Here is a 20,915-nt window from a genome sequence, read left to right on the forward strand (position 1 = left end):
CCCTCCTTAATCATGCCATTCAGGAAAGATGGCATTGCACAGTTGCAGGATGGCTTCACGCTCGTAGTCGTTGAGGCGGCGCAGATGCGCAATATGCAGCGCATACGACAAGGCATTGCGCTCACCTTCAGCATTGGTGCTAGAACGAAACTGAACAGCCAGTTGCGCCCACAACACCATTTTGCGTGTCGAGATGGGTTCGGACATCGCCACAGATTCTTCGCCGTATTCGGTTTTGACGGAAAGCGTCTGTTCGCCCTTAAACACCTCGCGCACTTCGTTGGCCACGCCAATCATCGCTTTATGGATAGCCTCACCAAGTTCCGGCGCCACTTTGGCGAGAATGGCGGCTTCCACGTCTTCATGCGGATAGTCGACGGTCATAAACCGATAACGATCCATCGCGGCCATGTTTTGCATGGTAATACCGGCGTATTGGCCGGTTTCGTCACCATTACCCATTGAGTTCGCCGTGGCGACAATACGAAACGCAGGGTGAGGATGGATCACCTCGCCTGCATTTTGCGCAATCACCAAGGGGCGACCTTCAAGAATGTCATTCAGGCCGGTCAGTTCCGCCGGTTCCATCATGTCAATCTCGTTAAGCACCAGTACATGCCCTTCCTTCATGGCCAGCGCCAGCGGGCCATATTGGAATTGCATTTCAGGCGGCGCACCAGGCGTTGTCGACATCATGGCGTGATAGCCCACAAGGTCGGTCATTTCGGTGCGGCTGGTGCAAGTGATTTGTTGCACAGGCCAGTTCAAACGGGCGCAGACTTCCGTAATCAGTGAAGTCTTACCCGTGCCTTTATGGCCAGAAATGAACAGCCCAGTGTTCATCGGGCATTCCAAAAACGCCAACGCTTCACGCAAGGGCTCCTTACGAAAAACATAGTTGTCGTCGGATTTCGGAATGGCAACGTGGTTGGGATCAGCAAACCCATTCACCGCAAATCCTTTTGGTGCATCAATGCCGAACGTGTCAGCAACGATAAAGGCTTTCTGGGCGGCGTGGAATTGCTCTTGCTGCATAGCGGTCATGGTAGGTTCCTCATTAGTAGAAATGAAAAAACCCTGCCACGACACAAACCACCCCGAAGGGGCGTGTTTATGCCCCGACAGGGTGATCTGCAAGAACGCGCAAGCAGTGAGCTTGGCGTCGTAGGTGAGTCTGTATGTTTTAAGTGTTCAGCAAACACTATCGCTCAAAGAGCAACACAATCAGTCTATTTGATAGGGGTCGTGGCCTTCAAGACGATGCGAATGGGCGGCAGTCTTAGACGGTTTCGCTGGTTGCGTATCCCGCTTCTGCGCTTCACTTTGCTGACGTTTCTGCCATCGACGATAGCGAATCAGCATGGAAACAGCGAAAAACGCGGCCAGTGCCATACCAAGGACAACATGTAGCCCTTGGGTGCCCGAAATGCCTAATTCATTGAGCACCCATCCATACGAGTGATCCGTTACCCAAAGATTGTCGTCCACCCACGTTTCGATTGTTGGGCTGACTTCATAATCTTCCGGTAGCTCCGTGGCCTCAAACATGCGTTCTCCGGCAGCACGGCGTTCTTCTGCTAAAGACATCGCTATCTCCAAGGAAAGCTAGCGTACCCGCTGCTTTGAACGGGTACGGTCATCATGGTGGGAAGTGAACGCCAAAAGGCGGCTCATTTCCGATAAAAGCGGCCATCGGCCACCACATTTTCATTGCCCAGCAAGCGAGCCACATCACGACCCAGATGGTCAGTGAAGTCGCAATTAAATTGCGCCAAGCGCTCGGCTTCTGTTTTCAGACGTTTAGCGAAGGCATCCGCTGATTGACGAAACAACCGCTCCGTCACCGGCTTCATCAGCTCACGCGGCGCTTTGCGATGCGTAAAGTCTGATTGTCGACGCAAAATCGTCGGAATGTCGTAGATAGCAAGCTCGTCATCGCTAAGCGATGGGCAGGCTTGCGGTTGAGGCTCCGGCTTGGGCGTGGCTTGCGTCACCGTCTGGGGTGAAGCAGGCGTCGCGCCTTTTGCCTTTTCTTCTGCCTTAGTTGCCGCTTTGTCTATCGCATTAGCGTGTCGATTGTAAGCGCGAATGAGCGCGTAACTAACAACGCATAATACGGCGACCATCAGGAATCCCTGAAGAAACGCGGGCAAGCCAAAGTAGAAGTGCGGAATGGTCATCATGGTAGTGTCTCCATCAAGATTGCATGAAGCAACGCAGAGACACACCACCCCCAAGCGGAGTGATATTTCTCCGCGTTGCGGGGGATGAGAAAAGTGACCAGCGGGTAGCAATACCCGATGGACAAGCCGTTAAGGCTGGAATGGCCATTCGCGGTGAGCGAATAGCAGGATGAATTTGTATGTTTTGAGTGCTCAGCAAACACTATCGCCAAAAGGCAACGTTTTTACTCTAGCGACTCCCCCGCTTGGCTTCAAGTGCCGTTAAGCAACGCCCCAAAAATCACGCCTTCAGCCCATCATTGCGACCGCCATGACCTTTTAAGCTGGCATTGCAGTCTCATTAAGGAGGGTTTTATGGCTGACAATGAAACGCAGCGCGTGATTGCAATGACGCCTGCGACATCCGACTTATCCCGACCTGTGCTACACCGGAACATCGAGCTTTATTCTCTTGAAGCTCAGCGTGTTGCAGAGAGAGTGCTGGATCGTGTGGGCTACAGCTTATTCTCGATTGAAGTCATTTTGCAGTTGATCGCCGAGCCTGACGAAATCGAGGAAGTGGAAGACATCATCAAGCAAGACCTCGAAAAGTCAGGTAATGCCTTGTCGGGGGAATGCGAACGTCTGCACAAAATGATGGCAGACGCAGGGATCACGAAAGCCGATATTCCAACCTATACCCGCCCTGCCAAGGTGGAAATGGAAATCAGCTCGCCCCTGGTCGTCAATTACGGGCAGCTGCTTATCCAGCTCGATGAACTCATAGGGTTTGTCGACGCCCTTTGGATTAACAGCATCCTCAGCAATAAGCAGAAGCGTCAAGCGAAATACCAATGGCACCGGCATTTGAACAAGGTGTCAGGCCGGATTATTGATATTGAAGGCCGAACACGACGCCATGCCAAAGCCAAAGGTCGCAATGACGACGTGAATAAGAGTGCGCCAGCACGCCATCAGTCCCAAGACGATGGTGAGAAAGCGCGTGACGAGGAATCGAAAGGCAAAGGTAAGGATACCGGCGCACCTGACGATACCGAAGCGAAAACCCCAGGCGCTAAGGCGGAAAAAGCGCCAGCACAGAATCAACCGGAAACCGCCGCGCTCTAGCACTCCCAACATCCCTGCCACGGGCACGGCATCCCCTTGCTTCCTTTGCGCCCGTGGCACCCTCAACACAGCTGCATTAACACTATTGACTATGGCGGGCTGCCGTTTATGGCACGCGCTGGCATGTTACTATTAGTTACAAGAAGGACTGATTTTATCAATCAGCGCGGAAAACTGCTTCCTTTTGATGAGCGGATGAATAGCGCGGCGCCCGGAAGGCCGCCTTGTGTTTCTTGACTTCTTACATAAATTGCGCCAAATTGTAAATATGAAAACCGAACGCGCCTTCAAGTACCGTTTCTATCCCACGCCTGAGCAGGAAGCTCTGCTGGCGCGGACGTTTGGGTGCGTTCGGTTTGTTTGGAACGTGGTGTTGCGCTACCGCACCGATGCGTTTTACGAGCGCAAAGAGAAGATCGGTTATACCAACGCCAGTGCGTATTTAACGCAACTCAAAAAGGCACCAGAAACCGCCTTTTTGGCGGAGGTCAGCTCGGTGGCTTTGCAGCAATGTCTCCGCCATCAGCAATCCGCGTTCAAACACTTCTTTGCTAAGCGCGCTAAATACCCGCGCTTCAAGTCAAAGAAGCATCGGCAGTCTGCTACCTTTGCCAATTCGGCGTTTTCGTATCGCAACGGTGAAATCACGCTGGCCAAGTGCAGCGAACCGCTCGCTATCCGTTGGAGCCGTGCGCTTCCATCGGCCCCTAGCACCGTGACCGTTTCAAAAGACCGTGCTGGCCGTTACTTCATTAGCTGCCTATGCAAAGTGGATACGGAGGCGCTACCGATCACGCCTAAGATGGTGGGCATTGATCTCGGGCTGAAAGACCTGTTCGTGACCAGTGACGGCACAAAGGTCAATAACCCACGCCACACGGCACGTTACGAGCTCAAGCTGGCTCGTGCCCAACGGCGACTAAGCCGCAAGCAAAAAGGCTCAAACAATCGCGCTAAAGCGAAGCAGAAAGTGGCCAAGTGCCACGCCAAAATTGCCGACACACGGCTTGACCATCTCCACAAACTCACCCGGCAGATCGTTAACGAGAACCAAGTGATCTGTCTTGAAAGCCTCGCGGTGAAAAATATGGTCAAGAACCGGCATTTGGCAAAAGCCATCAGCGATGTGGGGTGGGGAGAGCTGGCACGCCAGCTTGACTACAAAGCCGAGTGGGCGGGGCGTCAGTTCGTCCAGATCGACCGCTGGTATCCCAGCTCGAAACGCTGTCATAGCTGCGGGTTTGTGCTGGAGTCGCTACAGCTCTATGTGCGCACCTGGGATTGCCCTGACTGTGGCACCCAAGGCATCGACCGTGACGTGAACGCCGCCTGCAACATCTTGCAAGCCGGTACCGCGCTGTTAGCCGGTGCCGAGAGTTGAGGTAATACCGAGGGGCACTCGGGAATCAACGCCTGTGGAGTTTGTGTAAGACCGGCAATGCCAAGGCATTGAGGCGACGAACAACGAAGCAGGAACCAGGAAGGTGACAACCTGGGAATCCCCTTCTTTTCCGTCGTCAGACGGCAGCGCAAGCTGAGGAAGGGGAGGATGTCAATGGCATCATGCTCGCGGTGCTTTAGTGCAATCAGGTAGTTTCTCACTGCCTTGGACGATTTTGCCGCCATCATACGATATAGAAAAGGATGCTTTAAGGAGATTCACGTCATGGCTGCCCTGTCACGTCGCGCCAGTGTGATGCTGTTTGCCGCCCTATCGTTTTCCTCGGCACACGCAGAAGAACGAATCGACTGTCTGACGAGCGAATTGCAGGGCGACGACAATGCCCGTGCTGAGTATATCGCCGCGCTCAAAGAAACCACTGAGTTGTACGACATCGCCCCTGAAATCATGGTGGCCATCAAGCTCACGGAGTCTGGGCGGTCGCTGAATCCTGCTGTCAAAAATGTGAACCGCAATCGCACGGTCGACCGCGGCTACTACCAAGTCAACGCCGATGTTTGGTTGCCGGTGATGCGTGACCTGGGGTTAAACGTCGGTGATAGCGATATGCACGATGTCAGAAAAAACTCGCTGATCGCCGGTTGGGTATTGCGACGCCAATTTAATCGTTTCCCCGACTCTCCTTATGAGGGTGTTGGCCATTATCATCGCGGTGGCGGCACCGATGAACATGCTAACGGGATACGGGCACGGTATATGAGCAAGTTCATGCCGCACTTGCGCCGTCTTATCAGCCGGTGCCAGTGATAACCCCCTAATAATCCCCCTTACAGGCCGCCTTGGTGCGGCTTCCCTTGTGCGAAAGTGCTTGTGTCTTTATTGACACGTCATAGCAACTTGACATCCTCCCGCCACCTGCAGCGCTAAAGCTCTTGTGGTGGGGGATTCCCAGGTCGTCGCCTTCCTGGTTTCTGCTTCCAAGACGATTGCCCAAGGGAATGGCTTAGTTATCACCGCAAAAATCCCAGTGGGGATTTTTACGGTGGCGAGCCAACTCATATCCCCCAGGTCCCACATCGTCTCCACAGACGTGACTTTCCGAGTGCCCCTCGGTAGGCCGTGTTGGCATATTCATCATAACACTGTGCAAATAAGGCTCTGTTGGTATCTGTTGTTGGCGTTCTCTAAAAGCACTGCATAAACTACTGTATATGCGGTTTTCTGGAGAACGTTATGAAACGTCCAAATATCAAAGCGCTCGAACAGACGCTAACCCGCCTTCCTGTTGATCTTAAAAAATACTGTTCCAATCAATTTCTTGAGCAAATCAACTCCCAGGCAGATGCGCTGCTCGAGACGGCCAATCCTCACCATCCATGTCCCCATTGCGGCAAAATGATCATCCTGCTAAATGGGGTCGTGCTAGTGGCTTGATAGCCTGACGTTACGTGTCTGTGCCGAGCGTGTGGGGATTGATTTAAAAACGGCCTTCCGATGGCGTCATCGCTTTCTACATGAGAGCGCCCGTGCTAACGATAATGCCTTATCGGGTATCATTGAGGTAGATGAGACCTTCTGCGTTGAGTCATGTAGAGGCAAGCGCCAAATCACGCACCGCCAGCCTCGGAAACGTGGAAGCCAAGGTAATAAAAGAGTTATGGTCAAGTCTGGTGTATAGCGGTCAAGCGGCGTTGCTGTCTGATTGATCCGTTAAAGGCTCACCATCCTGGAACTTCACGTTATTCACGACGAGCTCCAGTTTGTTGAACCCTGCTATCCGCTTCCAGCACTTCTGGGCGCTCTGAAGCAGCTTAAATACCATCGCCAAGGTCGTTGCTCGAGAACCGCAGTTCCGGCTGCGTTTACTCCGCAGGCGAACTGTGGCGAAGGTTGATTCGATCGGGTTGGTCGTGCGGATATGCAACCAGTGCTCTGCTGGGTAGTCGTAGAACGCCAGCAGTGCCTCCCGATCTTTCACCAAGCACGCCATGGCGTTGGGGTACTTGGCGTCAAAGCGTTTCACAGTGCGATCAAACGCCTTGTGGGCATCAACGCGTGTCTCGGCCATCCATATCTCGTGTAGGTCAGCCTTGACCTTGCGCTGCACGGATTTCGGCAGCTTGTTCAGTATGTTAGCTGTCTTATGCACCCAGCAACGCTGGTGATCCGTTTCCGGATAGATCTTGCTCAATGCCGCCCAGAACCCCATGGCACCGTCGCCGATCGCAAGCTTGGGGGCATGAGTTAGTCCGCGCTCCCGTAGCCCTGTGAGCAGCTCTACCCAGCTGGCCTCCGATTCACGTCGTCCATCCTCAACGGCCACCAGCTCTTTACGGCCATGCTCGGTCACACCGATGATCACCAGCAGGCACAAGCTGTCATCCATGCGCACCTTGCTGTAGATACCGTCGACCCACCAGTAGACATAGCGCTGCTCTGATAGGTCGCGTTTCTGCCAGTCAGCATGCTCATCCTCCCACTGCTTCTTGAGCCGAGACACAGTGTTCGCCGAGAGCCCTTTGGCCTGATCACCCAGCAGCGCAGCCAGCGCCTCTTGGTAGTCGCCGGTGGAGATCCCCTTTAGATAGAGCCAGGGGATCAACTCCTCGATACTGCGGGTCCGCTTCAAATAGGGCGGTAGCAGGTTGCTATTAAAGCAAGCGCCATGGCCGCTGCGGTCCCGCACCTTGGGTACTTGCACGCTAACATCACCGATGCCTGTCTGGATCGTGCGCTCGGGTAAGTGGCCGTTGCGGACCACGGCACGACGCCCATCCTCCAGCGTCTTATCGGCGTATTGCTCCAGAAACGTCGTTAACTCCGCCTCCACGGCCTTGGTGATTAAGTCTCGGGCTCCCTGGCGTAGCAGTTCATGCAGCGGGTCAGTGATGTCGTTTTCTGGCTGCGTCACGGCTTGGAGGGTAGAATCCGTCATGGCGTATCCACTTGTGTTGGTTGAGATCTTGGTCGTGATCAATCAACAGGATACGCTACCCTTCCTACTTCCTCTCATACACCAGAATCGAGCTTAACTCGTAATAAAAAGAAAAAAGCGGATAAAGTTTCGGTTGTTATCGTGCGTGACCGCAATGGCCATGTCAGTGACTTGGTAAACCGAGGCTCCAAAAGTCCACTGTCCATGCTTTTCTGGCACCGATCATCGATCGCGATTCGATTTTATGTTCGGACGGGTACAGCTGGTACAGGTCTTTCTCTGCGGAACATGGCATTGCCCACCATCGACTAATCACACTCGATAACCAACGAGTCATTGGCAAGGAATATCACATTCAGAACGTTAACAGTTACATCAGCCGACTGAAGGGCTGGATGAAGTGTTTTAAGGGGGGGGACAGCATATTTACCCAATTACCTAGCATGGCGACGATTGTTTGAAACAGCGAAACCAGCCGAAGAGGCGTGGCTACCGGCGGTGATTGGCGCTGACCAACAACAGATACCAACATAGCCAAATAAAAACAATATAGAGAAGTGTCGCCAAGGTACAACCCCAACATTACGCGGTAAGGACGTACGTCAGTCTTCCCCTGCCCAAATTCACGCGCTGTCTGGGTAGCGATCTCATCGGCATGCGACGTCTCAGGCATAAAATCTGTTCATCACTTAAAAGCCGTATACAACCGACGCGCCAACCCAAACCCTGCTCGGGTACGGTTCGATATCGGCAGCACTCAGTTGCTCGAATAAGTGCACGGAAAGCCTTTACCAGATAAAATGCGTTCAGATTGCCACTACCCATAAACCGGTCAGCATTACCGCAAGGCTAAGCGCTTTGAGCATCGACACCCGTTCCCTTAGCCACATAATGCCGATCAAAGCGCCTAGTGGAATGGACAGCTGGCGAAGCGCTACCACATGACTGACGTCATCACTTAACGCCAGTGCTATCAACACAAACCCGTAGGTGACGGTGATCATCAGCCCTGTCAGCAGCATCGTCTGCCGTTCATTGCGCCACAACATGGGTAGCCGATTTCGCTCTACAGGCATGACAAGCACCAGCGGCAAAGCCCATAAGGGCGTCGCCAATGCCTGCAATACCATAAATTGCGCGCCAGCTATCAGTGCGCTGTAACCTGCTTCCTCCTGCATCAGCATCAATGCTTGATGATCAATCAGCGAATAGCCCATGGTGGCTACCGCCGCCAGCAGCGCAAACCCCAACGCCGGGCTGAAATAGGTTGATAAGCGCTGTGCCGCCGGATCGCTAAGGGGCAGGCACAGGGCGCCGACCACAATCAAAAGCATGCCGACAAGGTCACCAAAAGCGATCCCGTCTCTCCCAAGCAGCAGTATCGAAACAACCGGCACCATCACCACCGGCAAGGCCCGGGCAATCGGATAGAGCACGCTGACCTCACCCCGCGCATAGGCCCATGCCAGCCCGCCCATATATAGCATCTGGCAGAGCCCTGATGCCGCTAGCCAGCCCCAGAACGTCCCTGGCAGCTGCGTGACCGATGGCCCAATGAACAAAAGCGGCAGAAACGTCAGTCCGCCGGCAGCAATCGACAAGCTGAAAAAAGCAAGCGACGGTGCCCGCCGCTTGCCCAATACGTTCCATCCTGCGTGCAGGCCAACCGAGATGGCGATCAGCGTCAGCGCCACTGGGCTCAAGGCCGATCCCCATTGGCCATACGCACATTGATCTCATCAATGACGCGGGGCAGCTGTTCAATGGTTTTAATACAAAAATGCGGCTGGCTGGCAGAAAACTGCCCGGCAATCCGCTGATGGGCTTCCGTGCGCTCACTTTTTGGCATTGCCCGATAAGTAGCGTAGTCAACGCCCAGGGCGTTACCAGAACAGGTCAACGCCACTGTCCACATACCTGCGCTACGCCCTTCGACAATGCCAGGTGCAGTGTCATCCACCTTGACACAAGCTGCCACATCGCGAATACCGAGAGCGATAACGTTAGCCAATGACTGGGCAGGGTTTGGACGCCCGTTAGGCACCTGATCAGTCGCGACAACGTGATCCAGTTGAACGCCACCCTGTTTGGCCAGCGCCACTACTTTTTCTAGCACGACTGCGGGGTAGCCGGAACACGATCCCAGTTGCATGCCTTTACCGCGGAGTGCTTCCAGCACATCCAGCACACCAGGTATCAGCGCTGAATGCTCAGCAATTTTCTCAATCTGCAGTGGCATGAAACGTTCATACAAAGCGGTTACATCGTCATCACTGGGGGCACGGCCGACGACCTGAAAAAAACGCTTGGCGATTGCCGGTTCATTACACAGAGCGCGGATATGGTCCCACTTACCCATGCCCATTGGGCCACGGGCTTCCTCCAGCGAAATGACCACACCCATCTCGGCAAATGCTTCAACAAAAATTTGGGTAGGCGCAAAGGAGCCAAAATCGACCAAAGTGCCCGCCCAGTCAAAAATGGCGGCTTCCAGCTGCTGCGGGGTCTGATAATGCATTGTCTATTCCTTGTTCAGGAAAGTTGGGGGGATTTAGCAGGGCTTGTGCAGCTCACCTGCATCGTATTCAAACTGTCCTCAACTGCTCCAAGCAGTGCATGCATCACGCGGCTATTCACTTGGCCGATATGGCCAATGCGAAAGCTATCCACCGCCGTCAGCTTACCGGGATAAATCACAAACCCGCGGGCTTTGAGCTCGGCATAAAATGTCTTAAAGTCAAAATTCGCATCGTCAGGGCTCAGGAAGGTAGTGATGATCGGCGACAACCAGGCATCGTTGAGCAACGTCTGAAACCCGAGATGACGCATTCCGCTGACCAGCACATCACGATTCTGGCTATAACGAGCCAAACGCCCGGCAACACCGCCTTCGGCACGGTGCTGCGCCAAGGCACTATGGAAGGCCACTACAGTGTGGGTCGGCGGTGTGAACCGCCATTGCCCGGTACGCTCCATATAGGCCCACTGGGCGTGTAGATCAAGGCTCAACGAGTGTGAACGCCCATCGCTGGCTTCCAGCACGCAGCGGCGGATGATCACAAATCCAAAACCGGGGACGCCTTCGATGCATTTATTGGCAGAAGATACCAAAGCATCCAGCGGCACCTGATCGAGATCAATCGGCACGCCACCAAAGGAGCTCATGGCGTCCACGATAAACCGCTTGCCATGCTTTTCTACCACACTGGCGATCGCTTCCAGCGGGTTCAGAATGCCGGAGCTGGTTTCACAGTGAATCAATACCACGCTGACCACTTCAGGATGCTCGGTTAGCCAGGTATCTACTTCTTCCGGCAAGGGTGGCAGGTAGTCGCCTTTGTCCATCACCTGAACGTCACGCCCTAGATAGCGCAGGATCTCTACCGCCCGTTTGCCATAGGCGCCATTGCTGAGAACCAGCGTCGGTTCAGATTCCGTAGTCATACTGGCTAGGGTCGCTTCAACGGCAAAGGTGCCGCTGCCCTGCATTGGCACACATACAAACGTCTCTGGATCGGCGCCAGCCATGGCCAGTAACTGCCGGCGAATATCCGCCGTCAGCACGTTGAAGCTGCTGTCCCAGGAACCCCAGTCTTCCAACATGGCAGCCTTGGTCTCTGGCGAGGTGGTTAACGGACCAGGCGTCAGCAGGTAAGGCATGGTGTTTCCCGTGAAATTATCATCTATCACTTTCATTGGTATATACCAGTAAATAAGCTCAAAAAAATTACCCTTTATCGATCGTTTACCTGTTAAGCATCCTTTTGATGGCAGGTAAAAACTCATGAAATGCCACACCACTTAGTTGCTCGCACTTGCCTACGTCGTCCCAGCGCCGAAGTGTAACGGCCGCTTCAAAATGCTGGGAAGCTGCGAAATGGTGACATTCTTTTTTTGTCATGATCCCTCCCTGATGCGTCAAGGAATGCTTGGAAGCCTCGGAAAGCGCCTCATAATATCCAGACTCAATGGCACATAAATAACGTTTTGCCTGAGCGTGTAGGCGTATCGGTTGGCATATAGCGTCATCAAAAAAGTTTTCCAGTAACTTGGCCCCGATATCATCATGTTGATTTTTGTCACGCCAATCATGAGGTCCGACCAGATGACCGATGTCGTGAAGCAATGCCGCTACGATCAGTTCATCTGATGCGTCTGATTGACGCGCTAGAGAGGCGCATTGAACGGCGTGCTCTAACTGCGTTACGTCTTCACCGTAGTGAATATTCCCTGCCCGTTGATACAACGACTGCAAGGCTTTCACAACGTCGTCCTGACTTGCATCAGCAGTGGGTAAGGCGTCTTCGAAAGCAAGAGGGGTTATATCATTCATGGCATTGGCCACTCCTAAAGTTAAAAAATCTCAGCCAGCCTGACGCCAGCGCTGGGCACGGGTCAGCAGCACGTGAGTAAGCAGCACATGCAGCAACTTAACCACCAGCGAAGTAAAGAAGATAAGCACCGCCATGGCTGCCGCACTGGCAAAGTAACCGGCTTCATCCAGATGCAGCACCGCAACCGATGCCAGGCGTGTATCACTGTTGTAAAGAAACACAACAGCAGAGACCGTGGTCATGGCGTTGACGAACAGATAGACCGACATATCAAGTACCGCAGGCAGCGACACCGGGACGGTTACACGCCAGAAAGTTTTCCAGAAAGGTACCTTGAGCGAGGCGCCCACGGCTTCAAATTCAGGGTCTAACTGCTTGAGGGCGGTGACCGAGGTGAGATGACAGACCGTATAGAAGTGAACCAGGGTATTGAGCACCAGGATCGCCAGGGTACCGTAAAGCCAGTTAAAGGGATTCCCGGCCTGATTAAAGAAGAAGATATAGGCCAGCCCCAGTACCATTCCCGGTACCGCCATGGGCAACATGGCCAGAAAGTGCAGCCCTTGACGTAACGGCGCATATCCTTCGGTTTTTTCAATCAGCCAAGCATTGAAGAACACCACCAGAGTGCCGATCACTGCAACGCTAAACGCTAGCTTCAGCGAGTTGAACCAGGCTGGCCAGCCGCCACCCGCTAAGCCATCAAAGCCATAATGATCCAGCGTCAATGACAGATTATAGGGCCAGAATTGCACCAGTGAGGCATAAATAGCAGTGCCAATCACCAATAGGATAATACCGGCCACGCTATAGCAGATCAGCGTAAAAACAACGTCGCGCAGCGGTTCAGGCGTGGCTTGCCACGGCACGGCTCGCGCTGAAAGCTGAGCTACCTGACGACGCTGTATTAAGCGGTCGACAATAAATGAAATCACCGCGGGCAAGAGTAGTATCACGCTGACAACCGCACCCATCTGAAAATTCTGCTGGCCTACCACCTGACGGTAGACATCTGTTGCCAACACGCTGTATTGACCGCCAATAATCTTGGGCACGCCAAAATCGGTGACCGCCAGCGTGAACACCACAAAGGCGCAGGAGATCAGCCCGTAGCGCACACCCGGCAAAGTAATGGTTAGAAATGTCCGCCACTTGGGCGTTCCCAGTGCTTCGGCGGCTTCATAAAGGCGCGCATCGCTGTTAGAAAGCGCCGTGGTCAGGATCATCAGGGCGTGAGGAAAAATCCAGAAGCTCATGCCCATCACAATGCCGATCGGACCATAGATGCTCTGCCCCATCAATGCATCACGAAACCAACCCTGATTGCCGAATAGATACACTAGACTAATCGCTGGTAGCAGCGATGGGGCCAAAATAGGGAGGATCGCCAGCACGCGGAAAACACGTTTGCCGGGCATACAGGTGCGCGTGATGCCGTAAGCACACAGAAACGCTAGACTGACGACGATAGCGGTGCTGAGCAATGCGACAAAAAGCGACTGAACAATGGAATTGGCCAGTGCAGGCGTTTGAAAATAGTCAGCAAAATTCGCCAGCCCAACAAAGTCACCGGCGCGGTCCTGCAGACTTTTGATCAGCATGGTCAAAAGCGGCATCAATAGCCCCAAGACCAGTAAAGCAACGGCCAGTAGCAATACGATCAAGCGCACCAGGGACTCACGTGAGCGCAGACTTTGCGGAAATACCGAGAGTACAGCGTTCATGCAGCGCCTCCACCAGCGGGATATAACCGCATGGCTTCGTCAGGGAAAAAAACGCTAACGCGTTGATGTAAACTCAATTCGACGCATTGGGCATCACGAGCAGAAATATCGGCCAGCAGCGGCTGGACACAGCCTTCCAGATGCAGATGCACTCGCAGAAACGCTCCAAGAAATTCAATATTGGCCACCTCTGCCTGCAAACCTTCCTGACGCTGCGATAAGGTCACAGCCTCTGGGCGCACCGCCAAACGCGCACGTCCGGAGATTCCTTTTGACACATGGTTAGGGCACTCCAGCTGCTGATGCCCTAAACGCCAGACTCCCATCGATTCAGAGGTGACATCCAGCAGGTTCATGCTACCCACAAAGGTAGCGACAAACTCGCTGGCAGGGTGCTGGTAGATTTCGGCGGGCGTTCCCACCTGCTCAATCCCGCCTTGGTTCATGACCACGATGCGATCTGCCATGGTGAGGGCTTCTTCCTGATCATGAGTGACCATGATGGTCGTCACTCCAAGGCGCTGTTGAAGCGCTTTAATCTGGCTTCGCAAATGTACACGTACCCGGGCATCAAGCGCTGAAAGTGGCTCATCGAGGAGTAGCAAGCCAGGTTCAGTCGCCAAAGCGCGGCTCAATGCCACACGCTGCTGCTGTCCACCCGATAGCGCCGCCGGATATTTTCTTTCGCTGCCGGTCAAATCAACCAGCGCCAGCAACGCGTCGACCCGCGCACGGATCTGCTGGCGATCCTGGCGCTGGTTGCGTAACCCATAGGCTACGTTGTCGTAGACCGTCAGGTTCGGGAATAGCGCATAGGACTGAAACACGATCCCGAAATCCCGCGCTTGAGGCGGCAAGGCTGAAACATCCCGGCCGCGCTGAACAATGGTGCCTTCCGTTTGTGGCGCCAGCCCCGCAATGGCTCGCAACAGAGTGGTTTTCCCGCAGCCAGAAGGCCCCAGAAAACACACGAACTCGCCTTCCTGAATCGTCAGGTCAATTTGCTTAAGAGCGGTAAAATCACCAAATTGCTTGGTCAGGCCAGCGATCGACAAGTGAGCTTCATCCGCGCTGACGTCTGTGTAGGCACCAGGTGACAGCGCAGCAGTCAAGCTTTGCATAACAATCTCTCCTGGCCCGGCGCCAACAGGCGCCGAGCACTTATGTTGTGCTTACTCTTCTGTTTTGCCGTCGTAGCGACTCTGCCATTCTTCCAATACGCGAGAACGGTTGACGGCGGCCCACTGAAAATCGGCATCGATCATCCGCTCGACGATATCGGAAGGGTAGTTCTCGATCGGCTGAGCTACGCCCGGATAAGCCACTACAGCGTAGCCTTCGTTATAAAGCTCGTTTGCATCCTCAGAGACGGCCCAGTCCATCAATGCCTGTGCAGCTTCTCGTTTTTCGGTACCGGCCATAATGGCAGCCGCTTCCATATCCCAACCCAGCCCTTCTTTGGGAAAGATTAACTCTAATGGGGCACCCTGTGACTTCAAGCGAGCTCCACGGAAAGCAAAGGAAACACCAACTGTTGTTTCACCGGTGGCTGCGAGGCTACAAGGCGCGGATCCAGAATGGGTATAGCGGGCGATATTGTCATGCAGGCTATCCATATACTCCCAACCTTGATCTTCTCCCCAAAGCTGCAGCCAGCTGACCACGTCCAGATAGCCGGTACCAGAAGAGTTTGGGTTGGGCATGATCACCTGATCAGCGTATTCCGGCTTGGTCAGATCAGCCCATGAAGTTGGTTTGGGAACGCCGTTACGCTCTCCTTCGATCGTGTTGTAGCAGATCGCAGCTACCCAGGCGTCCATCCCTACCCAGGCAGGATCCTGGCCATCACGCGTATAAGCAGCATCGACAAATTTCGGATCCAGATTCTCCACACCGGCAGGTGCGTAGCGTTCCAGCATGCCCTCTTCTTCCAAAACAAGAAGGCTCGTGGCGGCAAGTCCCCAGATGACATCTGCCTGGGGATTATCTTTTTCAGCGAGCAAGCGAGCGGTGATAACACCAGTGGAGTCACGTACCCAGCGGATATCAATGTCAGGATGCGCCTGATTAAACCGCTCAGCATATTTTTGCAGATCATCAGATTCGACGGCGGTGTAAACCGTCAGCTCTGTGGCTTGTGCACTGGACAGTGTAGCAGCGGTCAAAATGGCAGCCGAGAACAAGGAGCGTTGAAGATTCATAGTCATCTCTCTCATGTAAATGAATAGCACAATGGGTGGCTTACCCTTCCTGGTATAGACCAGAATTTTCACCCAGTAAGATGACGCGGCAATGACATTCACATGAAGAGAATTTGACGGTGTATGATTTGGCTGAGCGAAGACGTATGCATCAATCAGATCGGCTGATGCAGTCTTGCAGTTCTAAACAGGGAACTTAGTGCGTGCCCTTGAGCTCCACACGAATACTAAGCGCATCATGCAGCCAGTGCTCTTCGTCGTATTCCACCGGCAGATGGGCGTCGTCGAAAATTGTGCGGCAAATATTCAGCCCAGCGGTGCCGGAAGCCACGCCAAGCTCACTGGCATCCGTTCCCTGCAAAGCTTCTGATACCATGCTGATGGAACGGTGCGAGAGGCTTAGGTGCCACTGTTCCCTCAACAATTTCCATAGCGAGAACTCAAAACGCTCTTCGAGAAGGCCTGGCGCCCTTTCCGGCACCACCCAGAGTGATTCAACCAAGACAGCACGCTCGTCCACATAGCGTCGACGGCGAATATGGTAAAATGGGTGGTTAACTGATAGGCCCAAAGCATTGGCAGCTGGCGCGTGGGGCGATGTCGCCAAACTCAACACTTCAGTGCGCGGTAAACGTCCTTGGGCGGTCACATAATCATTGAAGCCAGCATCCCGAGTCGGGTCATACTCCAGGCGCAGTGGAGACACAAACCAGCCACGGCGATTGCTACGATGAATGCGTCCCTCCCCTTCAAGCTGAGCCAATGCCTGACGCAATGTGACCCGGGTGGTTTTGAAGCGTTGTGCCAAGATACGCTCGGCAGGCAGTTTGCCATCGGCATCAACCCAAGATGAATGCTCTAGCAATAGTGCGTCACGCAGCCTGTCGGTCAAACGCTGGTAATAAGCCTCGGCCATTCGTATCTCTTTTGTATCTTTTAAGATTTAATCGAACTGGCATACAGCGCTTGTTTTTGATCGGCATTTTCGCGCCAATCAAGACGCTGCCAGCCTTCTTTTTCCGCAATTTCTGCCAACACCGGGTCGGGATTAACCGCCACAGGCTTATTGACAGCATTCAATAGTGGCACATCGTTGCGTGAATCCGAATAAAAAGTGGTATACAACATGCCAAGGCCTTGCTGCTCTTTCCATTGTTGAAAGCGCGTGACCTTGCCACTGCGATAGGACAATACGCCGGTCGTCGCGCCAGTGTAGCGCCCTTCCAATACCGTAGGCTCTACGGCAATCACATGGGGCACACCCAGGGCTGCTGCAATCGGGCCAACCAAGTGCTTAGATGAGGCTGAAATAATCACCAAGGTATCACCTTCTACGCGATGTGCTTCAATCGTTTCTCGTGCCTGCGCAAACATTCTCGGCATTACATGGCGAGCTACAAAATCTGTAGCACAGGCAGCAACATCATCGACATAGCGTCCCTTTAGAGGTTCCAGCGTCGTTTCAAGATAGGTTTCAAGTTTAAGCTTTCCGGCGTGATACGCTTCTTGCATGTTCTGGGTAGCTGCTAAAAATTGCTCAGAATTATCTATCCAACCGAGATCAATCATTTTCCAGTTCCACTGCTCACTGCAGTCACCGTCTAGCAGGGTGTCATCCAAATCAAACAGCGTTAAACGTTGCATAGCACCCACCCGTTTATTAAAGCGATATAGCTTAAAGTGAACGCATTACAATGAAATGACTAATACTACTGTGCCATAAACATCGTGAACTACTACCCAGCGCTATCATGATCGCTCGATTTAGCTCCCATCGCAGGATGACGATGGAGTTAACCACATTGTCCCGTCGGATGTCACCGGCTTCTCATGGAACAGCGGCAACCTACCAAGATATTTATCACTGGACAGCACGACTGGCCAACTGTCGGGCACACCTGATGCCAGCGATGAAGGCGAGGGCTCGCGTTCGACATTACAGCGGAGCGTGAAAGCGAAACTGATAATGCGTCATTTACGATTGAGGTAGAGGACATGGCATTCACCGCCACCGATTCTTCGGCGGGCGGGGATCATACATACGCCATCACGTCAAAAGGCGGTGTGAAGTGCTGAGGAAGCAACAGCCACGGTCAGCTTGGAGGTGGCCCCACGAAAAACCGCAGCAGCATTTTGCCGTTCGACGGCAATAAGATGCATACAGTCATTTAAAGCAGTCCTCTTGGCTCAATGAGCACTGCGATGAATATCCTTAAAAATCAAAAACTTATTTACACAAAATCTTTGTAAATCATGTTCTCAAGCATTTTTGACCTATTTTTTGGCAAAAAATGGCAAAAAATGGTATTTTAAAGGTAATGGTATGTTTTTTTGTAATTAAATTATTTTTAAGAGGCATGATACATGTTAATCGAGTTTAGCGTGGCCAACTATCGTTCGTTTAATGAGCGCCAGACGCTAAGCTTAGCGATGGCTAAAGGGAATGAGCATTCTAAGGATAATACATTTGAAGTAAATGCAGTAAATAAGTTCGATTTATTAAGGTCGGCAGCTATTTATGGTGCAAATGCTAGTGGCAAAACAAATTTTCTACGTTCCCTACAAGTAATGAAAGAAATTGTGGTTAATTCCGCATCAAGCCACCAAAGGGGTGACAAACTTCCAATCACACCTTTTAGGCTTAGTGAAAAAACTTACAATGCCCCAAGTGAGTTTGAAACTACATTTGTTGTTAAAAACGTCCGTTATCAATATGGCTTTACGGCTACAGAAAATAAAATCTATGAAGAATGGCTATTAGCTTATCCCAAAGGAAGAGCACAAAGATGGTTTTCTAGAGAGTGGAGTGAAAGCGAACAGGAATATGACTGGGAATTAGGAAGCAACTTACTTGGTGAAAAACAACTGTGGGTTAAATCAACACGGGAAAATGCTCTTTTCTTATCTACTGCCGTTCAGTTGAACAGCAAACAGTTACAGCCAGTGTATGATTGGTTTAAAGATACTTTAAGAATGAGTGGGGTCGGTGGATGGGGCATTGGTTTTAGTGCTTCACTCTGTGAAAAAAAAGAGAAAAATAAGATCCTTGAATTTATTAAGGCAGCCGACCTAGCTATCAATGATATTCAAGTCGAAAGCCAACCTTTTGATCCAGGTTCATTGCCCGACGACATGCCAGAAAGCATTAAAGATCAAATTTCTCAAGATATGAAAGGTAAGAAGGTACTAGATATCAAAACCATCCATAAAACTTCGGATGGTAATGAGGTTGCATTTGATATTGATGATGAATCAGACGGCACACAGAGGCTTTTTGGTTTCGCTGGACCTTGGGTAGATAGCTTAGCCAACGGATACATTCTTTTCATCGATGAGCTTCATGATAACCTACATCCAAAGCTTGTAAATTTTCTAGTTTCGCTATTTCATGATAAAAACACTAACCCTAAAAATGCTCAGTTAATTTTTACTACCCATGAAACGTCTATCCTCAACCAGGATGTTTTTAGGCGTGACCAAATTTGGTTTTGTGAAAAAAATAAAGATCAATCCACTGAGCTTTATCCCTTAACAGACTTTAGCCCACGAAAAGGAAGAGAAAACCTAGAGCTTTCTTACTTGTCTGGACGCTATGGGGCCCTACCCTTTATTAAAAGCATGAATTTTAAGGTTGAGGCAAAATAATGGGTACAGACGATCTTTTTCATAAACGTAAAGCTAGGGCTAGATCAGCAAAGCAATTATCCCGGCGTAGTCCCAAAAGGGCTCCTTATGCTAAAATACTTATAGTTTGTGAGGGCGAAAAAACAGAACCTAACTATTTCTCCGAAATTCAAGAGTATTATGAAATTAGCACTGCTAACGTCGAAATTGCTGGTGAATCGGGGTCAAGTCCAAAAAGTATATTTCAATACGCTAGAAGACGTTACCTTGAAGCAAAAGATAAAGGTGACAGATTTGACAAGGTTTTTTGTGTTTTTGATAAAGACACCCATGAAACCTACAACGATGCATGTAAAGCAATTAAAAACGCGACTCCAAAAAATACATTTTATTCCATAACATCTGTGCCTAGTTTTGAATACTGGCTATTGTTACATTTCATTTATACAACAAAGCCTTATACTGAACTTCCTGGTAAGAGCTCTGGAAAGCAGGTTATCAATGATTTAAAAAGCTATATGCCTGATTATAATAAAAGTAACAAAGGAATATTCTTAGACCTCATTGATCAGTTGCCACAGGCTAAAGCTTATGCGAAAAAAACACTGGAAATAGCCATAAAAAATAATACCGATAACCCAACTACTCATATTCATTGTTTAGTTGAATTTATGGAAAATATCAAAAACCAATGATATATATTTAATATGTAATTTTAATTATCAAATTTTAATGTGGCTGATCAACCATACAGAATGGTTGATCAGCCAGCGTCAATAATTGCTGATAGCAATTATTGTTAAATTTTGAATTACCATTCAGGAATCGTTGCGTTATCGTCCGCGTCACGGCGCAATTCATCCACGTCCATGCCGTCAAAGCGCTGTTCGGTACGATCCGTTACCGATTCACGACTTCCATCATGGTTGAAGGGATTGCGCTCGTTCATCATGGCTTCCGTTTCATCGGGGCTCATGCCAGTAAGCATATCCACGTTGGGCGTGATGTCGTGGGCATCGAGCATCCCAATCCACTCGCTCAAGTCGATGTCATCCCAGTTGAGGTTGGCAAATTCTTCAATCGAAAAGCCCTTACACTGGGGGTCTTTTGCCGAACCAAACGTGGGCTGGGCTTGGTAAACGATCCACTAACCACATCTGGGCAGGCATCGCTCAGTCGGGTAACGTTTTCTTCCAGTGCCAGGGTAGCAGCGTAGTGAGCTCGTCATCATTGAGCGTGGGCAGCGTTTCGAAGACGTACTGCAAGTAGTCGTAGGGTGAGAGGCCATTGGCCTTGGCGGTTTCGATCAGGCTGTAGATTGCCGCGCTGGCTTGAGCGCCGCTCGGTGTGTGGCTGAACAGCCAGTTTTTACGCCCCACCACGAAGGGGCGGATAGCGTTTTCGG

At 51.6% G+C, this 20,915-nt stretch carries 21 protein-coding genes and 2 pseudogenes; 8 read left to right on the forward strand and 15 right to left on the reverse strand.

The window, feature by feature from the left end; all coding sequences use genetic code 11:
• Window positions 1–6: 6 nt before the first annotated feature.
• From BQ9846_RS15250 to BQ9846_RS15260, 3 genes are all read right to left on the reverse strand, one after another.
• Entirely contained in the window at window positions 7–1,044 is a 1,038-nt protein-coding gene (locus tag BQ9846_RS15250) for an AAA family ATPase (RefSeq protein WP_235818988.1), read from the reverse strand.
• 180 nt (window positions 1,045–1,224) lie between these two features.
• Window positions 1,225–1,587, reverse strand: coding sequence for a hypothetical protein (locus tag BQ9846_RS15255; RefSeq protein WP_075881908.1), 363 nt, complete (start codon window positions 1,585–1,587; stop codon window positions 1,225–1,227).
• A gap of 83 nt (window positions 1,588–1,670) precedes the next feature.
• A complete protein-coding gene (locus tag BQ9846_RS15260) occupies window positions 1,671–2,183 on the reverse strand; it encodes a hypothetical protein (protein WP_075881909.1) in 513 nt (170 codons plus the stop codon).
• A 354-nt stretch (window positions 2,184–2,537) separates the two neighbouring features.
• Between BQ9846_RS15260 and BQ9846_RS15265 the strand changes: the two genes are divergently transcribed.
• From BQ9846_RS15265 to BQ9846_RS16630, 4 genes and pseudogenes are all read left to right on the forward strand, one after another.
• A complete protein-coding gene (locus tag BQ9846_RS15265; RefSeq protein WP_075881910.1) occupies window positions 2,538–3,290 on the forward strand; it encodes a hypothetical protein in 753 nt (250 codons plus the stop codon).
• A 268-nt stretch (window positions 3,291–3,558) separates the two neighbouring features.
• On the forward strand, window positions 3,559–4,671 hold the full coding sequence (locus BQ9846_RS15270; RefSeq protein WP_075881935.1) for an RNA-guided endonuclease InsQ/TnpB family protein: 1,113 nt from the start codon (window positions 3,559–3,561) through the stop codon (window positions 4,669–4,671).
• 285 nt (window positions 4,672–4,956) lie between these two features.
• A complete protein-coding gene (locus tag BQ9846_RS15275) occupies window positions 4,957–5,499 on the forward strand; it encodes a transglycosylase SLT domain-containing protein (protein ID WP_075881911.1) in 543 nt (180 codons plus the stop codon).
• Window positions 5,500–5,925: 426 nt separating this feature from the next.
• A pseudogene (locus tag BQ9846_RS16630) lies at window positions 5,926–6,346 on the forward strand (IS1595 family transposase); the annotation flags it as partial.
• Between the two features lie 27 nt (window positions 6,347–6,373).
• Here the strand turns inward: BQ9846_RS16630 and BQ9846_RS15285 are convergent.
• On the reverse strand, window positions 6,374–7,627 hold the full coding sequence (locus tag BQ9846_RS15285) for an IS256 family transposase (RefSeq protein ID WP_075881914.1): 1,254 nt from the start codon (window positions 7,625–7,627) through the stop codon (window positions 6,374–6,376).
• A 102-nt stretch (window positions 7,628–7,729) separates the two neighbouring features.
• Here BQ9846_RS15285 and BQ9846_RS16635 point away from each other — a divergent pair.
• Window positions 7,730–8,161: pseudogene (locus BQ9846_RS16635) on the forward strand (IS1595 family transposase); the annotation flags it as partial.
• A 272-nt stretch (window positions 8,162–8,433) separates the two neighbouring features.
• On the opposite strand, the gene BQ9846_RS15295 reads toward BQ9846_RS16635, so the two are convergent.
• The 9 genes from BQ9846_RS15295 to BQ9846_RS15335 all read right to left on the reverse strand — a co-directional run bounded on the left by BQ9846_RS15295 (window position 8,434) and on the right by BQ9846_RS15335 (window position 17,530).
• Window positions 8,434–9,321: an EamA family transporter gene (locus BQ9846_RS15295; RefSeq protein WP_235818989.1), complete on the reverse strand. Its 888-nt coding sequence runs from the start codon at window positions 9,319–9,321 to the stop codon at window positions 8,434–8,436.
• Between the two features lie 5 nt (window positions 9,322–9,326).
• Entirely contained in the window at window positions 9,327–10,145 is an 819-nt protein-coding gene (phnX, locus tag BQ9846_RS15300; RefSeq protein WP_075881916.1) for a phosphonoacetaldehyde hydrolase, read from the reverse strand.
• A 14-nt stretch (window positions 10,146–10,159) separates the two neighbouring features.
• A complete protein-coding gene (locus BQ9846_RS15305; RefSeq protein WP_328585376.1) occupies window positions 10,160–11,413 on the reverse strand; it encodes a 2-aminoethylphosphonate--pyruvate transaminase in 1,254 nt (417 codons plus the stop codon).
• Entirely contained in the window at window positions 11,373–11,960 is a 588-nt protein-coding gene (locus BQ9846_RS15310; RefSeq protein WP_075881918.1) for an HD domain-containing protein, read from the reverse strand. The genes BQ9846_RS15305 and BQ9846_RS15310 overlap by 41 nt, the downstream gene beginning before the upstream one ends.
• Before the next feature lie 30 nt (window positions 11,961–11,990).
• A complete protein-coding gene (locus BQ9846_RS15315; protein WP_075881919.1) occupies window positions 11,991–13,685 on the reverse strand; it encodes a putative 2-aminoethylphosphonate ABC transporter permease subunit in 1,695 nt (564 codons plus the stop codon).
• Window positions 13,682–14,806, reverse strand: coding sequence for a putative 2-aminoethylphosphonate ABC transporter ATP-binding protein (locus BQ9846_RS15320; RefSeq protein ID WP_075881920.1), 1,125 nt, complete (start codon window positions 14,804–14,806; stop codon window positions 13,682–13,684). The genes BQ9846_RS15315 and BQ9846_RS15320 overlap by 4 nt, the downstream gene beginning before the upstream one ends.
• 51 nt (window positions 14,807–14,857) lie before the next feature.
• Window positions 14,858–15,886 carry a putative 2-aminoethylphosphonate ABC transporter substrate-binding protein gene (locus tag BQ9846_RS15325; RefSeq protein ID WP_075881921.1) on the reverse strand — a complete coding sequence of 343 codons (1,029 nt, stop codon included), beginning with the start codon at window positions 15,884–15,886 and terminating at the stop codon, window positions 14,858–14,860.
• A gap of 196 nt (window positions 15,887–16,082) precedes the next feature.
• On the reverse strand, window positions 16,083–16,802 hold the full coding sequence (locus BQ9846_RS15330; protein WP_075881923.1) for a UTRA domain-containing protein: 720 nt from the start codon (window positions 16,800–16,802) through the stop codon (window positions 16,083–16,085).
• Window positions 16,803–16,822: 20 nt separating this feature from the next.
• Window positions 16,823–17,530 (reverse strand): HAD family hydrolase, encoded by a 708-nt coding sequence (locus BQ9846_RS15335; protein WP_075881924.1) that lies wholly within the window; start codon window positions 17,528–17,530, stop codon window positions 16,823–16,825.
• Between the two features lie 157 nt (window positions 17,531–17,687).
• On the opposite strand from BQ9846_RS15335, the gene BQ9846_RS17295 reads away from it, so the two are divergent.
• From BQ9846_RS17295 to BQ9846_RS15350, 3 genes are all read left to right on the forward strand, one after another.
• Window positions 17,688–17,876, forward strand: a complete 189-nt coding sequence (locus BQ9846_RS17295; RefSeq protein WP_083651637.1) for an Ig domain-containing protein — start codon at window positions 17,688–17,690, stop codon at window positions 17,874–17,876.
• A 374-nt stretch (window positions 17,877–18,250) separates the two neighbouring features.
• Entirely contained in the window at window positions 18,251–19,531 is a 1,281-nt protein-coding gene (locus BQ9846_RS15345) for an AAA family ATPase (protein ID WP_075881925.1), read from the forward strand.
• Entirely contained in the window at window positions 19,531–20,205 is a 675-nt protein-coding gene (locus BQ9846_RS15350) for an RloB family protein (protein WP_075881926.1), read from the forward strand. The genes BQ9846_RS15345 and BQ9846_RS15350 overlap by 1 nt, the downstream gene beginning before the upstream one ends.
• Window positions 20,206–20,321: 116 nt before the next feature.
• Here the strand turns inward: BQ9846_RS15350 and BQ9846_RS15355 are convergent, their stop codons facing one another.
• A complete protein-coding gene (locus tag BQ9846_RS15355) occupies window positions 20,322–20,552 on the reverse strand; it encodes a hypothetical protein (protein WP_144049473.1) in 231 nt (76 codons plus the stop codon).
• A gap of 130 nt (window positions 20,553–20,682) precedes the next feature.
• Window positions 20,683–20,915, reverse strand: a 233-nt coding sequence (locus BQ9846_RS15360; RefSeq protein WP_144049474.1) for a transposase domain-containing protein, incomplete at its 5' end; no start/stop codon positions are given.

It is taken from the genome of Vreelandella massiliensis (assembly GCF_900155385.1).
GTDB classification, from domain to species: Bacteria; Pseudomonadota; Gammaproteobacteria; order Pseudomonadales; family Halomonadaceae; genus Vreelandella; species Vreelandella massiliensis.

Bases quoted from the DNA above. Each gene is read 5' to 3' on its own strand.
- BQ9846_RS15335 (WP_075881924.1), bottom strand. From the start codon at position 17,530: ATGCAACGTTTAACGCTGTTTGATTTGGATGACACCCTGCTAGACGGT.
- BQ9846_RS15305 (WP_328585376.1), bottom strand. From the start codon at position 11,413: ATGAGTTTTTACCTGCCATCAAAAGGATGCTTAACAGGTAAACGATCG.
- BQ9846_RS15345 (WP_075881925.1), top strand. From the start codon at position 18,251: ATGTTAATCGAGTTTAGCGTGGCCAACTATCGTTCGTTTAATGAGCGC.
- BQ9846_RS15285 (WP_075881914.1), bottom strand. From the start codon at position 7,627: ATGACGGATTCTACCCTCCAAGCCGTGACGCAGCCAGAAAACGACATC.
- BQ9846_RS15310 (WP_075881918.1), bottom strand. From the start codon at position 11,960: ATGAATGATATAACCCCTCTTGCTTTCGAAGACGCCTTACCCACTGCT.
- BQ9846_RS15265 (WP_075881910.1), top strand. From the start codon at position 2,538: ATGGCTGACAATGAAACGCAGCGCGTGATTGCAATGACGCCTGCGACA.
- BQ9846_RS15250 (WP_235818988.1), bottom strand. From the start codon at position 1,044: ATGACCGCTATGCAGCAAGAGCAATTCCACGCCGCCCAGAAAGCCTTT.
- phnX (WP_075881916.1), bottom strand. From the start codon at position 10,145: ATGCATTATCAGACCCCGCAGCAGCTGGAAGCCGCCATTTTTGACTGG.
- BQ9846_RS15255 (WP_075881908.1), bottom strand. From the start codon at position 1,587: ATGTCTTTAGCAGAAGAACGCCGTGCTGCCGGAGAACGCATGTTTGAG.
- BQ9846_RS15325 (WP_075881921.1), bottom strand. From the start codon at position 15,886: ATGAATCTTCAACGCTCCTTGTTCTCGGCTGCCATTTTGACCGCTGCT.
- BQ9846_RS15320 (WP_075881920.1), bottom strand. From the start codon at position 14,806: ATGCAAAGCTTGACTGCTGCGCTGTCACCTGGTGCCTACACAGACGTC.
- BQ9846_RS15350 (WP_075881926.1), top strand. From the start codon at position 19,531: ATGGGTACAGACGATCTTTTTCATAAACGTAAAGCTAGGGCTAGATCA.
- BQ9846_RS15275 (WP_075881911.1), top strand. From the start codon at position 4,957: ATGGCTGCCCTGTCACGTCGCGCCAGTGTGATGCTGTTTGCCGCCCTA.
- BQ9846_RS15315 (WP_075881919.1), bottom strand. From the start codon at position 13,685: ATGAACGCTGTACTCTCGGTATTTCCGCAAAGTCTGCGCTCACGTGAG.
- BQ9846_RS15270 (WP_075881935.1), top strand. From the start codon at position 3,559: ATGAAAACCGAACGCGCCTTCAAGTACCGTTTCTATCCCACGCCTGAG.
- BQ9846_RS15260 (WP_075881909.1), bottom strand. From the start codon at position 2,183: ATGATGACCATTCCGCACTTCTACTTTGGCTTGCCCGCGTTTCTTCAG.
- BQ9846_RS15330 (WP_075881923.1), bottom strand. From the start codon at position 16,802: ATGGCCGAGGCTTATTACCAGCGTTTGACCGACAGGCTGCGTGACGCA.